The organism is Comamonas sp. E6, assembly GCF_001010305.1.
GTDB classification, from domain to species: domain Bacteria; phylum Pseudomonadota; class Gammaproteobacteria; order Burkholderiales; family Burkholderiaceae_C; genus Comamonas; species Comamonas thiooxydans.
Genome location: NZ_BBXH01000005.1, coordinates 328,935 through 343,104, shown reverse-complemented (window position 1 = coordinate 343,104; position 14,170 = coordinate 328,935). Strand labels below are relative to the sequence as shown.

The 14,170-nt window shown below is 61.2% G+C and carries 15 protein-coding genes and 1 tRNA gene; 9 read left to right on the top strand and 7 right to left on the bottom strand.

What is annotated here, in order from left to right; translation table 11 throughout:
• Window positions 1-42: 42 nt before the first annotated feature.
• Entirely contained in the window at window positions 43-696 is a 654-nt protein-coding gene (locus CSE6_RS02605) for a lytic transglycosylase domain-containing protein (RefSeq protein WP_012837108.1), read from the bottom strand.
• A 12-nt stretch (window positions 697-708) separates the two neighbouring features.
• Window positions 709-2,451 (bottom strand): proline--tRNA ligase, encoded by a 1,743-nt coding sequence (locus tag CSE6_RS02600; protein WP_034409158.1) that lies wholly within the window; start codon window positions 2,449-2,451, stop codon window positions 709-711.
• Between the two features lie 94 nt (window positions 2,452-2,545).
• On the opposite strand from CSE6_RS02600, the gene CSE6_RS02595 reads away from it, so the two are divergent.
• On the top strand, window positions 2,546-3,250 hold the full coding sequence (locus CSE6_RS02595) for an RNA pyrophosphohydrolase (RefSeq protein WP_034357533.1): 705 nt from the start codon (window positions 2,546-2,548) through the stop codon (window positions 3,248-3,250).
• A gap of 53 nt (window positions 3,251-3,303) precedes the next feature.
• Here the strand turns inward: CSE6_RS02595 and proB are convergent, their stop codons facing one another.
• From proB to rplU, 4 genes are all read right to left on the bottom strand, one after another.
• Window positions 3,304-4,443, bottom strand: a complete 1,140-nt coding sequence (gene proB, locus CSE6_RS02590; RefSeq protein WP_034381631.1) for a glutamate 5-kinase — start codon at window positions 4,441-4,443, stop codon at window positions 3,304-3,306.
• Between the two features lie 110 nt (window positions 4,444-4,553).
• Entirely contained in the window at window positions 4,554-5,669 is a 1,116-nt protein-coding gene (cgtA, locus tag CSE6_RS02585) for an Obg family GTPase CgtA (RefSeq protein ID WP_034409156.1), read from the bottom strand.
• Window positions 5,670-5,825: 156 nt separating this feature from the next.
• Window positions 5,826-6,083: a 50S ribosomal protein L27 gene (gene rpmA, locus CSE6_RS02580; protein WP_003058534.1), complete on the bottom strand. Its 258-nt coding sequence runs from the start codon at window positions 6,081-6,083 to the stop codon at window positions 5,826-5,828.
• Window positions 6,084-6,099: 16 nt separating this feature from the next.
• Complete coding sequence (rplU, locus tag CSE6_RS02575; protein WP_003058536.1) at window positions 6,100-6,411, bottom strand: 50S ribosomal protein L21; 312 nt, start codon at window positions 6,409-6,411, stop codon at window positions 6,100-6,102.
• A 342-nt stretch (window positions 6,412-6,753) separates the two neighbouring features.
• Here rplU and CSE6_RS02570 point away from each other — a divergent pair, with 342 nt between their 5' ends.
• From CSE6_RS02570 to CSE6_RS02535, 8 genes are all read left to right on the top strand, one after another.
• Window positions 6,754-7,683, top strand: coding sequence for a polyprenyl synthetase family protein (locus CSE6_RS02570; RefSeq protein WP_003062198.1), 930 nt, complete (start codon window positions 6,754-6,756; stop codon window positions 7,681-7,683).
• Between the two features lie 39 nt (window positions 7,684-7,722).
• Window positions 7,723-7,799, top strand: a tRNA-Pro gene (locus CSE6_RS02565).
• Between the two features lie 137 nt (window positions 7,800-7,936).
• Entirely contained in the window at window positions 7,937-9,679 is a 1,743-nt protein-coding gene (pilB, locus tag CSE6_RS02560; protein ID WP_003062195.1) for a type IV-A pilus assembly ATPase PilB, read from the top strand.
• Between the two features lie 24 nt (window positions 9,680-9,703).
• Window positions 9,704-10,921 carry a type II secretion system F family protein gene (locus CSE6_RS02555; RefSeq protein WP_012837103.1) on the top strand — a complete coding sequence of 406 codons (1,218 nt, stop codon included), beginning with the start codon at window positions 9,704-9,706 and terminating at the stop codon, window positions 10,919-10,921.
• Window positions 10,921-11,790, top strand: a complete 870-nt coding sequence (locus CSE6_RS02550) for an A24 family peptidase (protein ID WP_059439816.1) — start codon at window positions 10,921-10,923, stop codon at window positions 11,788-11,790. Before CSE6_RS02555 ends, CSE6_RS02550 begins: the two co-directional genes overlap by 1 nt.
• Window positions 11,791-11,793: 3 nt before the next feature.
• The gene (coaE, locus tag CSE6_RS02545) at window positions 11,794-12,420 is read left to right on the top strand and encodes a dephospho-CoA kinase (protein WP_059439815.1); all 627 of its coding nucleotides are present in this window, start codon (window positions 11,794-11,796) and stop codon (window positions 12,418-12,420) included.
• 87 nt (window positions 12,421-12,507) lie between these two features.
• Window positions 12,508-13,263, top strand: coding sequence for a cell division protein ZapD (gene zapD / locus CSE6_RS02540; protein ID WP_003062189.1), 756 nt, complete (start codon window positions 12,508-12,510; stop codon window positions 13,261-13,263).
• Window positions 13,264-13,362: 99 nt separating this feature from the next.
• Window positions 13,363-13,572 (top strand): DNA gyrase inhibitor YacG, encoded by a 210-nt coding sequence (locus CSE6_RS02535; protein ID WP_034357520.1) that lies wholly within the window; start codon window positions 13,363-13,365, stop codon window positions 13,570-13,572.
• A 118-nt stretch (window positions 13,573-13,690) separates the two neighbouring features.
• On the opposite strand, the gene CSE6_RS02530 is transcribed toward CSE6_RS02535, so the two are convergent.
• Window positions 13,691-14,161 carry an NUDIX domain-containing protein gene (locus CSE6_RS02530; protein ID WP_003062186.1) on the bottom strand — a complete coding sequence of 157 codons (471 nt, stop codon included), beginning with the start codon at window positions 14,159-14,161 and terminating at the stop codon, window positions 13,691-13,693.
• Between the last annotated feature and the right edge of the window lie 9 nt (window positions 14,162-14,170).

Genomic DNA, 14,170 nt, shown 5'->3' with positions numbered 1-14,170 from the left:
GAGCGCCAGGCGCTCTCTTTTTTTCTGTATATCGTCACGGCATCAGACCGGCTGCGGCTCTTCCACCAGCCAGCGCCGCTGGGCGCCGAACACGGCATTCGGATACTGGGGCTGGCCCCGGCTGCCGTTGTAGCGGCCCAGTGCCATGTAGGCATCGCCTTTTTCGCGGTCCATGTAGTGGCGCAGGATCACGCAGCCGAAGCGCAGATTGGTCTGCATGTGGAACAGCTTGCCGATATCGCCGTCACCGATCAGCCGCATCCAGAACGGCATGATCTGCATATAGCCACGCGCGCCCACGCTGGAGATGGCGTATTTGCGATAACCGCTCTCCACCTGTATCAGGCCCATGACCATGGACACATCGAGGCCCGCGCGCTTGGACTCGTACCAGACGGTCTGCAGGAATTCGCGCCGCGCCTGCAGGTCGGGCTTGCGCTTGGCCAGCTTGTCGCTGCTGGCGACCAGCCAGCGCAGATAGCTCATGCGCGCCGCTGTGGAGGCGAACTCCAGCTCGGGCGGCGCGCCCGAGCCCGCCACGGCCGCGCTGAGTGCCGTACGCACAGAGTCGGCCAGCGGCTCTTCGAGCTGCCCGCCGGCCCAGGCCGCCTGCGGCCACAGCCAGCCGGCCGCCGGGGCGGCCAGCGCAGCGGCAGTCCTCAGGCAATGGCGTCGGCTCAGCAGGGTCTCGGGCATGGAAACAGCAGCTTACAAGCCCAGGCGGCTCTTGAGGTGAGCCAGCACCTCATTCGTCGCCAGCTTTGTGGCTTCTGTGTCACGGCGCTGCTGGTACTCGACCACGCCTTCCTTCAGGCCACGGTCGCCCAGCACCACGCGGTGGGGCACGCCGATCAGCTCCCAGTCGGCCAGCATGGCACCAGGGCGCTCGTCGCGGTCGTCCAGGATCACGTCCACGCCCAGTGCCAGCAGTTCGCCGTAGAGCTTCTCGGCCTCGGCCTTCACGGCCTCGCTGCGACCCATGCCGATGGGGCAGATCACCACGGTGAACGGCGCAATCGCATCGGGCCAGATCATGCCGCGCTCGTCGTGGTTCTGCTCCACGGCAGCGGCGGGCAGGCGGGTCACGCCAATGCCGTAGCAGCCCATCTCGAAGTGCTGGGGCTTGCCGTTGTCGCCCAGGAAAGTGGCCTCCATGGCCTTGGAGTACTTGGTGCCCAGGTAGAACACATGGCCGATCTCGATGCCGCGCTCGATCGCCAGCTCGCCCGCACCGTCGGGCGAGCGGTCGCCCGCCACCACATTGCGCAGATCCGCCACCACGGCGGGCTCAGGCAGGTCGCGGCCGAAGTTCACGCCGGTGATGTGGAAGTCTTCCTCGTTGGCGCCGCAGACCCAGTCGGCCATTACGGCCACATCGCGGTCCACCACGATGTTCACGGGCTTCTTGAGGCCGATGGGGCCCAGATAGCCGGGCTTGGCACCGAAATGCTCTTCGATCTCGCCTACGGTCGCGAAACGGAAGCCCGCCAGGCCCTCGACCTTGCCGACCTTGATCTCGTTCATCTCGTGATCGCCGCGCAGCAGCAGCAGCCACACTTGCGACTTGACGATCAGACCCTTGTCGTCGAGCTCGTCCGTGGCCAGCACCAGCGACTTCACGGTCTGCGCCAGAGGCAGACCCAGCTGCTCGGCCACGGCTTCGCAGGTGCTGTTGCCGGGCGTGGCGACCTTTTGCATGGCCTGGACGGCGGCAGGACGGGCCTGGGTGGGCGCCAGGCTCTCGGCCTTCTCGATATTGGCCGCGTAGTCGCTGTTCGGGCAGTAGACGATGGCGTCCTCGCCCGTGGAAGCGATGACCTGGAACTCTTCGCTCAGATCGCCGCCGATGGCGCCCGAATCGGCACGCACGGCGCGGTACTGCAGGCCGAAGCGGTCGAAGATGCGCTTATAGGCTTCGCGCATGGTCTGATAGCTGATCTGGGCCGCATCGCGATCCTTGTCGAAGGAATAGGCGTCCTTCATGATGAACTCGCGACCGCGCATCAGGCCGAAGCGGGGACGGCGCTCGTCGCGGAACTTGGTCTGGATCTGGTAGAGGTTCTTGGGCAGCTGCTTGTAGCTCTTGAACTCCTGGCGCGCGATATCGGTGACCACCTCTTCGGACGTGGGCTGGATCACGAAATCACGGCCATGGCGATCCTGGATGCGCAGCAGCTCGGGGCCCATCTTCTCGAAACGGCCGGTTTCCTGCCACAGCTCGGCAGGCTGGACCACGGGCATGGTGGTTTCGATGGCGCCGGCGCGGTTCATTTCCTCGCGCACGATGGCCTCGACCTTGCGGATCACGCGCAGGCCCATGGGCATGTAGTTGTAAATGCCAGCACCCAGCTTTTTGATCATGCCAGCCCGCATCATGAGCTTGTGGCTGACCACTTCGGCGTCGGCCGGAGCTTCTTTCAGGGTGGAGATGAGAAATTGGGAGGCTTTCATGGAACTGGCAATTCAGTGGAAATAGGCATGGCCCGCTTGTCGATCACAAGGGGCCATGCATAATGAACACAATTCAAAAATTTGGGGTTTGATTATGCTTGACCGGGACGGATTTCGCCCGAACGTCGGCATCATCCTGCTCAACCAAAGAAACCAGGTGTTCTGGGGAAAACGCATTCGCACCCACAGCTGGCAGTTTCCGCAAGGTGGCATTGATCGGGGTGAGACACCCGAGCAAGCCATGTTCCGCGAGCTGCACGAGGAAGTGGGGCTGAAGCCCAATCACGTTCGCGTGGTTGCCCGCACCAGGGACTGGTTGCGCTACGAGGTGCCAGACAGGTACATCCGCCGCGACGCGCGCGGGCATTACAAAGGCCAGAAGCAGATATGGTTTTTGCTTCAACTGGTCGGGCATGACTGGGATTTGAACCTGCGTGCCACCGACCACCCTGAGTTCGATGCCTGGCGCTGGAATGACTACTGGGTTCCTCTGGATGTGGTGGTCGAATTCAAACGCGGCGTCTATGAAATGGCGCTGACCGAGCTGGCGCGCTTTCTGCCGCGCGGCGAGCAGCAGCGCAACCGCTATCTGCGCAGCGGCATGCGGCCACGCGATCAGGAGGCAGGCCAGACCACTGGCGGCACTCCCCATCCTGGGCAGCACCATCAGGTCATGTACCCTGCCCGCACAGGGAGCTTTCGCATCAACCCCGGCATAGAGCTGCCGCCCGGTGCCAGTTTTGACCCGGACCCGCAGACCGGCATAGACAATCCGCCCGATCACAAGCCTCTGCAATGAACAAAGCCGTAATGCCTTGCAGCATTACGGCTTTTTTTGTTGACAGCCGAGGCTCAGTGTCCGGCAACCACCATATTGTCGCGGTGCATCATTTCGGGACCTGCCGAGTAGCCCAGCAGCGATTCAATCTCCGAGGAGCTCTTGCGGCACAGCAGCCGCGCCTCGGCGCTGGCATAGCTGGCCAGACCACGGGCGATCTCGGCACCGTTCTCATCACGCACGGCAATCACTTCGCCGCGCGAGAAATCGCCCTCCACGGTGATCATGCCTATGGGCAGCAGGCTCTTGCCTTCATCGCGCAGCTTGGAGACGGCACCCGCATCCACGGTCACCGAACCGCGCAGCTGCAGATGGTCGGCAATCCACTGCTTGCGCGCCTGCATCTTGTGCGTGTTGGCAACCAGCAGCGTGCCTATGGACTCGCCACGCGTCAGACGCAGCAACACGTCTTTCTCACGTCCCCAGGCGATCACGGTGGAAGCACCGGAGCCCGCCGCACGCTTGGCCGCCAGGATCTTGGTGATCATGCCGCCCGTACCGATGGACAGGCCCGCACCACCGGCCATGGCTTCGAGCTCGGGGTTGCCGGCTTCGGCCACGTCGATAAACCTGGCATCGGGGTTCTTGCGCGGATCGGCGCTGTAGAGACCGCGCTGATCGGTCAGGATGACCAGTGCATCGGCCTCGACCAGATTGGCCACCAGCGCGCCCAGGGTGTCGTTGTCGCCGAAACGGATCTCGTCGATCACCACCGTGTCGTTCTCGTTGATGACGGGCACCACGCCCAGTTGCAGCAGCGTCAGCAGCGTGGTCCGGGCGTTCAGATAGCGCTCGCGATCGGCCAGATCCGCATGGGTCAGCAGCACCTGGGCGCTGGGCACGCCTTCGCCGCGCAGCTTGGTCTCGTACATCTGGGCCAGCCCCATCTGGCCGACGGCGGCTGCGGCCTGCAGCTCATGCACCTCGGTCGGACGCGTGGCCCAGCCCAGGCGCTTCATGCCTTCGGCAATGGCGCCACTGGAGACCATTATGACTTCGCGCTTGACGCCGTCTTCACCATTCACCAATGCCGCCAACTGGCGGCTCCACTCTTCAATGGCGGCCTCATCCAGACCACGACCTTCATTCGTAACCAGGCTGGAGCCGACTTTGACGACGATGCGACGGGCATCACGCAGCACATTGGAAGACATGAGAATTTACAGTGTTTTAAGCCTCTGGCGCTTATGGGTAAAGCGCAATAAGCTATTAAATTCAAAGCAAAACAGCGCACCAAGTGCGCTGCTGGGTTATACCCTCTAGCTTATTCCGGATCGTAAGAGGCAAAACGCGGATCGGTCATATCCAGACCAGAATCCTCACCTCCCGCAAAACGGGGGTCCACTTCCTTGGGCGCCTGCTCCGCGAGTTGCTGGTTGTGTACATGCTCGTAGATCTTGCGGATCAGCGGTTCGCAGCCTTCGCGGGTCAGCGCCGAGATCTCATAGACCGGGCCCTTCCACTTGAAGCGCTTGACGAAGTCCTTGACCTTGGCGGCACGCTCTTCCTCGGGAACCATGTCCAGCTTGTTGAGCACCAGCCAGCGCGGCTTGTCGTAGAGCTCGGCATCGTACTTCTTGAGCTCGGCCACGATGGCCTTGGCCTGCTCGACCGGGTCCACGCCCTCGTCGAACGGTGCAATGTCCACGATATGCAGCAACAGACGCGTGCGCTGCAGATGGCGCAGGAACTGGTGACCCAGGCCCGCACCTTCGGAAGCTCCTTCGATCAGACCGGGGATGTCGGCCACCACAAAGCTCTGCTCGGCGGCCACGCGCACCACGCCCAGATTGGGATGCAAGGTGGTGAAGGGATAGTCGGCGATCTTGGGACGGGCGTTGGAGACGGCCGTGATGAAGGTGGACTTGCCCGCATTGGGCATGCCCAGCAGGCCCACATCGGCCAGCACCTTGAGCTCCAGCTTGAGGTTACGGCGCTCGCCGGGATAGCCGGGAGTCTTCTGGCGCGGCGCACGATTGATGGCGCTCTTGAAACGCAGATTGCCGAAACCGCCGTCACCGCCCTTGGCAATGGTGATGACCTGACCGGGCTCCAGCAGCTCGAACAGCACTTCGCCGGTATCCGCATCGCTGATGATGGTGCCCACGGGCATGTTCAGCGTGATGTCGTCGCCGGCGGCGCCAAACATGTCGGAACCCATGCCGTGCTGGCCGCGCTTGGCCTCGTGGCGACGCGAATAGCGGTAATCCACCAGCGTGTTCAGGTTCACATCGGCCACGGCATACACATGACCGCCACGGCCGCCGTCGCCACCGTCGGGGCCGCCAAATTCTTTGTATTTCTCGTGCCGGAAAGACACGCAACCATTGCCGCCGTCACCGGCCGCAATGTCGATAAAAGCTTCGTCAACGAACTTCATGAGGCATCCAGTCTACAAAATCAGTGTGCACCAGAAGCTCCGGGCCACACTTGAGTGGTCTATTACCATGCCCCATCTGCCAGAAATCTGCTGCCTGGAGCCTTTTCAAACAACAAAGCCCCGACAAGTCGGGGCTTTGTTTGAGTCAAAGACGACTTATGCAGCCGTGATGTTGACTGTTTGCTTGGACAGAGCGCCCTTCACACCGAACGACACGTGGCCGTCAACCAGTGCAAACAGGGTGTGATCCTTGCCCACGCCAACGTTCTCACCGGGGTGGAACTTGGTGCCGCGCTGACGCACGATGATGGAACCAGCTGTCACCAGCTCGCCACCAAAGGCCTTCACGCCCAGCATTTTTGGCTTGGAATCACGTCCGTTACGCGTAGAGCCGCCGCCTTTTTTCTGTGCCATGACTTAGCTCCTAAAATTAAGCAGCGATTGCCACGATTTGCAGTTCGGTGAACTGCTGACGATGGCCTTGGCGCTTTTGATAGTGCTTACGACGGCGCATCTTGAAGATGTGCACCTTGTCGTGCTTGCCGTGAGCAACCACAGTTGCCTTTACAGATGCACCGGACACCAGGGGGGCACCAACCTTGATTTCAGCGCCGTTGCCGACGGCCAAAACTTGGTCGATCACGATTTCCTGGCCTACGTCCGCAGCAATCTGTTCTACCTTGATCTTTTCGCCAGCTGCAACGCGATACTGCTTGCCGCCGGTTTTTATGACTGCGTACATTGAAAACCTCTAAAGTCTGAGAGTTCCATGAAATGATTTCCACGGAGCCGGCAATTCTAGCACGCATGCATTTTTTCTGCTGTCATACCCCTAGGAACCGATTCAGGATCTCCGGAGGCCGCGCGGAATGGGATGCCACGCAGGTGCGTGGCAAGGCTTGCTCCTTGCAAGCGACCGCAATGCCACAGACTGCCCGCAAAGCCTCTGTTCACTTGAACGGGCTCTGAGGACACCACGCAAAACCCTGTTGCATCTTCCTATAATCGTGAGTCCACTTGGCGGTTCATCACCTTGACTACAGAAATTTCCACATCCAATCCGCTTGCCTTGATCGCAGATGACATGCGCGAAGTGGATATCGTCATTGCTCAGCGACTGACAACCAGCGTCCCCCTGATCGCACAGATCTCCCAATACATCATTGCCGCGGGCGGCAAGCGCCTGCGCCCGGCGCTGCTGCTGCTGATCGCCGGTGCCCTGGGGCATCAGGGCAAGAACAAATACATTCTGGCCGCCGTGGTGGAGCTGATTCACACCGCGACCTTGCTGCACGACGATGTGGTGGACGAATCCACGCTGCGTCGTGGCAGGGCCACGGCCAACGAGACCTTTGGCAACCCTGCCAGTGTTCTGGTCGGAGACTTTCTGCACACCCGCTCCTTCCAGATGATGGTGGAAGTGGGCAGCATGCGCGTGCTGCAAATCCTGTCCGACGCCACCAACGTGATCGCAGAAGGCGAAGTCCAGCAGCTCATCAATACCCATGATGCTTCGCTGAATGAAGCCGGCTATCTGCACGTCATCCGCTCCAAGACCGCCCAGCTCTTCGAGGCCAGCGCCCAGCTGGCAGCCGTGCTGGCGGGTGCCACGCCTGAAGTGGAGCAGGCCTGTGCCGCCTATGGCCAGGCACTTGGAACGGCGTTCCAGATCATTGACGATGTGCTGGACTACACCGGCAACACTCAGGAAATGGGCAAGAACCTTGGCGATGACCTGCGCGAAGGCAAATGCACCCTGCCCCTGATCGCCGCCATGCAGCGCGGCAGCGCCGAGCAGGCCGCCATCGTGCGCAACGCCATCGAACAAGGCTCTACGGATCAACTGGATGCCGTGGTGGAAATCGTGCGCAGCACCGGTGCCCTTGACGTCGCCCGAGCCGCCGCGCACGCGGAAGCCCAGCGCGCCATTGATGCACTGGCCTCGCTGCCAAGCAATGCATACACCGCAAGTTTGCTACAATTGGCCTCTCAGCTTTTGGAGCGCCGCACCTGAATCGCCAGGTGCACCACGGTGCTCGACAAACAAAGCCTGCGGGGTGTAGCTTAGCCTGGTAGAGCGCTACGTTCGGGACGTAGAGGCCGGAGGTTCGAATCCTCTCACCCCGACCAATCTCATTTTTGTCGCAGTTTCTTGCGCCATGTTCAATGACGCGGCATTGACGCATGCATGCGCGCCTGGCGACCTGCCGTTTGCCACAACAAGAATGGTAGGATAGATCCTCTACTCCCCTCCCAGACTTGGATACATGGCTGCTGCCGACACTCTGCAAAAGAACACTCCTGCGCCCATTGCCATCCCAGGTTTGGGCAGGGCCCTGATTTCCGCAGGAAAGGTTTCGCAGCAAGCCGCCGAGAACGCAGCCAAGAAAGCCGCCACAGGCAAGACCCCGTTCATCACCGAGCTCAGCCAGTCTGGTGAAATCAGCGCGCTGGAAATTGCCGAAACCATTTCCATGATGTTCAGCACTCCGCTGCTGGACCTCAATGCCATCGACGTCCAGCAACTTCCGCGCGAGCTGCTGGACCCGAAAATCAGCAACGCCTATCGCGTGCTGGCACTCAGCAAGCGCGGCAATCGGCTCACCATCGCCACGGCAGACCCTACTCAGCAGGAAGCTGCCGAACAGATCAAATTCACGACTCAGTTGCTGGTGGACTGGGTGGTTGTCGAGGCCGACAAGCTGCAAAAGCTCGTCGAGCAGACCGGCAAGAGCGTCAGCGAATCTCTGGACACCTATTCCAGTTCTGGAGACTTTGACTTTGACGACGTCAAGATCGAGGATGCTCCCGAGGAAAAAGACAATGCCGTCGGCGCCGAGGTCGAGGATGCGCCGGTCGTCAAGTTTCTGCACAAGATGCTGCTGGACGCCTTCAATATGCGCGCGTCCGACTTGCACTTCGAGCCCTACGAACACAATTACCGCGTGCGCTTTCGTATCGACGGCGAGCTGCGTGAGATTGCCTCTCCTCCTATCGCGATCAAGGACAAGCTGGCTTCGCGCATCAAGGTGATCTCGCGCCTGGACATCTCGGAGAAACGCGTTCCGCAAGACGGCCGCATGAAGCTCAAGGTCGGCCCTGATCGCGTCATCGACTTTCGTGTCAGCACCTTGCCCACGCTGTTTGGCGAAAAGATCGTGATCCGTATTCTGGACCCGAGCTCGGCCAAGATGGGCATCGATGCCCTCGGCTACGAACCCGAGGAAAAAGAGCGCCTGCTCAAGGCCATCAACCGCCCCTACGGCATGATTCTGGTCACCGGCCCCACGGGCTCGGGCAAGACCGTGTCGCTCTACACCTGCCTGAACCTGCTCAACCAGCCGGGCGTGAACATTGCCACCGCCGAAGACCCTTCCGAAATCAACATGCCCGGCGTCAACCAGGTGAATGTGAACGAGAAGGCCGGCCTGACCTTTGCCGCTGCGCTCAAGTCCTTTCTGCGTCAGGACCCGGACATCATCATGGTCGGTGAAATCCGCGACCTGGAAACCGCCGACATCTCGATCAAGGCCGCCCAGACCGGACACCTGGTGCTGTCCACGCTGCACACCAATGACGCTCCGACCACGCTGACGCGCATGCGCAATATGGGCATCGCCCCTTTCAATATTGCCTCCAGCGTGATCCTGATCACCGCCCAGCGTCTGGCGCGACGCCTGTGCGCGCAGTGCAAGGAGCCCGCCGACATACCGCACGACGCCCTGATCGATGCCGGCTACGACGAAGCCGAACTCGACGGCAGCTGGGTCAGCTACAAGCCTGTCGGCTGCCCTGCCTGCAACAACGGCTACAAGGGACGTGTCGGTATTTATCAGGTGATGCCCATCAGCGAAGAAATTCAGCGCATCATCCTGCGTGACGGCAGCGCCCTGGAGATTGCCGCACAGGCCAAGGCCGAGGGAGTACGCTCTCTGCGCGGCTCGGGCCTGCATAAAGTCAAGCTGGGTCTGACCTCACTCGAAGAAGTGCTGGCGGTCACCAACGAATAAAACCAGTATCAGTGAGGGAACGCCATGGCAAGCGCAGCGTCCAAGGGAATCAAGGAATTTCTCTTCGAGTGGGAAGGCAAGGACCGCAACGGCAAGATCGTTCGCGGCGAAACTCGTGCCGGCGGAGAAAACCAGATCCAGGCCATGCTGCGCCGCCAGGGCGTGACTCCGTCCAAGATCAAGAAGCGCAGGACCCGCGGCGGCAAGAAGATCAAGCCCAAGGACATTGCGCTGTTCACTCGCCAGCTGGCCACCATGATGAAGGCCGGCGTGCCGCTGCTGCAGTCTTTCGACATTGTGGGTCGGGGCAACACCAACCCTAACGTCACCAAGCTGCTCAACGACATTCGATCCGATGTGGAAACCGGCACCTCGCTGAGCGCTGCCTTTCGCAAGTTTCCGCTCTATTTCAACAGCCTCTACTGCAATCTGGTGGAGGCCGGCGAGGCCGCAGGTATTCTGGAATCGTTGCTGGACCGTCTTGCCACCTATATGGAAAAGACGGAAGCCATCAAGTCCAAGATCAAGTCGGCGCTGATGTACCCCACATCGGTCATGATCGTGGCCTTCGTCGTGGTGACCGTGATCATGATCTTCGTGATCCCTGCCTTCAAGGAGGTCTTCACCTCCTTTGGCGCCGACCTGCCCGCGCCCACGCTGCTGGTGATGGGCATCAGCGATTACTTTGTTCAGTACTGGTGGCTGATCTTCGGCGTGCTGGGCGGCGGCATCTATTTCTTCATGCAGGCCTGGAAGCGCAACGAGCGCGTGCAGCAGTTCATGGACCGCACCATACTCAAGCTGCCCATCTTCGGCGTGCTGATCGAGAAGTCCTGCGTGGCCCGCTGGACACGTACGCTGTCCACCATGTTTGCCGCCGGCGTGCCGCTGGTCGAGGCGCTGGACTCCGTGGGAGGCGCCTCGGGCAACTACCTCTACAGAAACGCCACCGACAGGATTCAGTCGGAAGTCTCCACAGGCACCAGCCTCACGGTTGCCATGGCCAATGCCAACATCTTCCCTTCCATGGTGCTGCAGATGTGTGCCATCGGCGAGGAATCGGGCGCCATCGACCATATGCTGGGCAAGGCAGCCGATTTCTATGAAAGCGAAGTCGACGAAATGGTGGCGGGCCTCTCCAGCCTGATGGAGCCCATCATCATCGTCTTCCTGGGCACCTTGATCGGCGGCATCGTGGTGTCCATGTATCTGCCTATCTTCAAGCTGGGTCAAGTGGTCTGATGATTTCCGAACTGGTGTTGAATGCCGCTGTCGGCGGCGTGCTGGGCTTGCTGATCGGCAGCTTTCTGAATGTGGTGATCCACCGCCTGCCTCTGATGATGGAGCAGGAATGGCATGCCGAAGGTGCGCAATGGGCCGAGGAACAAAAGGACAAGGGCGCCAGAATCGAGCTGCCGCCGGCCAAGCCTGCCATCACGCTGAGCCAGCCTCGTTCGCGCTGCCCGCATTGCGGCCATCAGGTCGCCTGGTACGAGAACATTCCCGTGCTGAGCTACCTGTTTCTGCGCGGACGCTGCGCCGAGTGCAAAAAGCCCATCAGCCTGCGCTACCCTGTGGTTGAGTTGGTCTGCGCCGCGCTGTTTGCCTTCTGCCTGGGCCGCGACGGCCTGACCGCCACCGGCTTTGCCTGGTGCGGCTTCAGCGCGGCGCTACTGGCGCTTGCACTGATAGACTGGGACACCACATTCCTGCCGGACTCCATCACTCTGCCCCTGCTCTGGGCCGGCCTGATCGCCTCCGCACTGCAGTGGACCAGCGTGCCTCTGCAACAATCGCTGTGGGGCTCCGTCGCAGGCTATATGTCGCTATGGCTGATCTTCTGGGCCTTCAAGCTGGCAACGGGCAAGGAAGGCATGGGCTACGGCGACTTCAAGCTGTTTGCCGCACTCGGTGCCTGGTTTGGCTGGCAGGCACTGGTGCCCATCATTCTCATGGCATCGGTCGTGGGCGCCGTCATCGGCATTGCACTCAAGATCAACAGCAAGCTGCGAGAAGGCGGCTATGTGCCCTTCGGCCCTTTTCTTGCCGGCGGCGGTTTCGTCAGCCTGATCTGGGGCCCGCAGGCGGTGCTCAGCTTTGCAGGCCTGTAAGCCATGAAAGTCGCACCTGAGCGCTCACCATTCAGACTGGGGCTGACGGGCGGCATCGGCAGCGGCAAAAGCACGGTTGCTGCCAGGCTGCAGGCATGCGGCGCGACGCTGATCGATGCCGACCATATCTCGCGCAGCTTGACGGCAAGCGGCGGCATGGCCCTGCCCCTCATCGCTCAGGCTTTTGGTGCCGATCTGATCGGCGCACAGGGCGCCCTCAACCGCGCCCGCATGCGCGAGCTGGTCTTCGCCGATCCGTCCGCGCGCCAGCGCCTGGAAGCCATTCTCCACCCCCTGATCGCCGAGCAGACCCGGCAGCAGCATGAAGCAGCCGTGGCTGCGGGCAGCAAACTCATCGTGCACGACATTCCGCTGCTGGTCGAGTCCGGCCACTGGCGAACACGCCTGGATGGCGTGCTGGTCGTGGACTGCCGCGAAAGCACTCAGACAGAGCGCGTCATGGCACGCAGCGCTCTCACACGCGAGGCCGTGCAGGCCATCATCGACGCCCAGGCCACGCGTGCCCAGCGCCTGGCCACGGCCGACTGGGTCATCTATAACGATGACGGGGTCACAATCGGAACTCTCCACGCATATACCGATCAAATCGCTGCATGGTTCGGGCTATGATGCAGACCATGGCTTGGCCTGTGCGTGTGATCGCCGCATGTGCACGTTGACCGCTGATTCCTGTGCACCCCGAGGAGCCCAGCAAACGTGATCCTGTACGAATATCCTTTTAACGAGCGTCTGAGAACTTATCTGCGTCTTGAGCAGTTGTATCGCCGTCTGCGCGAGCTGCTGACCCGCGCGCATTCGGTCGATCATCATTTCGCCCTGATCACCATCTTCGAGATCATGGATGTGGCTTCGCGCAGCGATCTGCGAGCCGACGTCATCAAGGACCTGGAGCGCCAGAAGCACCTGCTGGACGTGTTGCGCGACAACCCCGATATTTCCCAGCACATGCTGCACCAGGTGGCGCGCCAGGTGGAGAGCTGCTTTGCCACCATCAATGCACAGACCGGCAAGACCGGCCAGGCGCTGACCGAAAACGAATGGCTGATGTCCATACGCAGCCGTGTGGGCATACCCGGCGGCACCTGCAGCTTTGACCTGCCGGCCTATCACGCCTGGCAGAATCTCGATCCGCGCTACCGCCAGCGCGACCTCGAAGACTGGGCCGGCGAGCTGACCCCGCTGGGTCAGGCGCTTGAGCTGATCCTGCAGCTGCTGCGCGAAACCGGCATTCCCCAGCGCGTGGTGGCCGAGCAAGGCGTGTTCCAGCAGGCCATGCCGGCCGGCCGCAGCTTCCAGCTGCTGCGCCTGCGCATAGAGCCGCATCTGAATCTGGTGCCGGAAATCAGCGGCAACCGCCTGCTGGTGTCGGTGCGCCTGCTCAAGCTGGCCCATGGCAGCAAGCCCCAGCCCAGCAATGACGACGCCACTTTCGAGCTCACGCTCTGCGCATAAGTCCCCGGCAGTCTTCTCGTCCCGATTGAGCCGCACATTGCGGCTCAATGGCTTTCAGGGTCGGCCACCCGTGTTTTCCAGCTGTGATACATCTACGCCATGAGCACTGACAAGCAATCCCCCACCATGGTGAAATGCCCGACCTGCGGCGGCCCCAGCGTTTTTTTGCCCAGCAACAAATTCCGCCCCTTCTGCAGCGAGCGTTGCCGCAATATCGACCTGGGCGCCTGGGGCAATGAAGAGTTCCGCGTCCCGGCTCAGACACCTCCCGAAGATGCGCCGTTTGGTGATCCACGCACGGAAAACTAAGCAAGGCAGCAAAAAACAAGAGCGCCTTGCGCATGGAATGTCTTGATTTCAGCTTGATTGACCAAGAAAATCGAGATTCAACCAGAGCAAGGCGCTCTTTATTTCAGAGCATACCGCTTCAGACCAGAGGCTGCTGCGCCTCGTAATGGCTTTGATCAAAGACCAGGCCGCGCTCCTCGCTCAGCCATTGCAGCACGGGATAGGCACCGGGCAGGACGGGGTGCACATCGAGCGGCAACTGCTGCCAGGCCATTTGCTGGCCCTCGCGCATCTCGAACTCGCCCGTCCATTCCGTCACCTTGCACCAATGCAGACGCACCAGCGCATGCGGGTAGTCATGCTCGGTCACCTTCCAGGCATGGGCCTGGCCAATGGTCACGCCCAGCTCTTCGATCAGCTCGCGGCGCAAAGCCTGCTCCACGCTCTCGCCTGCCTCCAGCTTGCCGCCAGGAAACTCCCAGTAGCCTGCATACGGCTTGCCTGCAGGGCGGCTTGAAATCAGCAGCGCCCCATCGGATTCGCGCAACAGCACGCCCACGGCCACTTCCGTGTGCTTGCGCTGCGCCTGTGTTTCAGCAGTCACTTCCACAAAACTCTT

Excerpts from the sequence above, each read along its gene's own strand:
- CSE6_RS02605 (WP_012837108.1), bottom strand. The coding sequence starts at position 696 with ATGCCCGAGACCCTGCTGAGCCGACGCCATTGCCTGAGGACTGCCGCT.
- CSE6_RS02600 (WP_034409158.1), bottom strand. The coding sequence starts at position 2,451 with ATGAAAGCCTCCCAATTTCTCATCTCCACCCTGAAAGAAGCTCCGGCC.
- CSE6_RS02595 (WP_034357533.1), top strand. The coding sequence starts at position 2,546 with ATGCTTGACCGGGACGGATTTCGCCCGAACGTCGGCATCATCCTGCTC.
- proB (WP_034381631.1), bottom strand. The coding sequence starts at position 4,443 with ATGTCTTCCAATGTGCTGCGTGATGCCCGTCGCATCGTCGTCAAAGTC.
- cgtA (WP_034409156.1), bottom strand. The coding sequence starts at position 5,669 with ATGAAGTTCGTTGACGAAGCTTTTATCGACATTGCGGCCGGTGACGGC.
- rpmA (WP_003058534.1), bottom strand. The coding sequence starts at position 6,083 with ATGGCACAGAAAAAAGGCGGCGGCTCTACGCGTAACGGACGTGATTCC.
- rplU (WP_003058536.1), bottom strand. The coding sequence starts at position 6,411 with ATGTACGCAGTCATAAAAACCGGCGGCAAGCAGTATCGCGTTGCAGCT.
- CSE6_RS02570 (WP_003062198.1), top strand. The coding sequence starts at position 6,754 with ATGCGCGAAGTGGATATCGTCATTGCTCAGCGACTGACAACCAGCGTC.
- pilB (WP_003062195.1), top strand. The coding sequence starts at position 7,937 with ATGGCTGCTGCCGACACTCTGCAAAAGAACACTCCTGCGCCCATTGCC.
- CSE6_RS02555 (WP_012837103.1), top strand. The coding sequence starts at position 9,704 with ATGGCAAGCGCAGCGTCCAAGGGAATCAAGGAATTTCTCTTCGAGTGG.
- CSE6_RS02550 (WP_059439816.1), top strand. The coding sequence starts at position 10,921 with ATGATTTCCGAACTGGTGTTGAATGCCGCTGTCGGCGGCGTGCTGGGC.
- coaE (WP_059439815.1), top strand. The coding sequence starts at position 11,794 with ATGAAAGTCGCACCTGAGCGCTCACCATTCAGACTGGGGCTGACGGGC.
- CSE6_RS02535 (WP_034357520.1), top strand. The coding sequence starts at position 13,363 with ATGAGCACTGACAAGCAATCCCCCACCATGGTGAAATGCCCGACCTGC.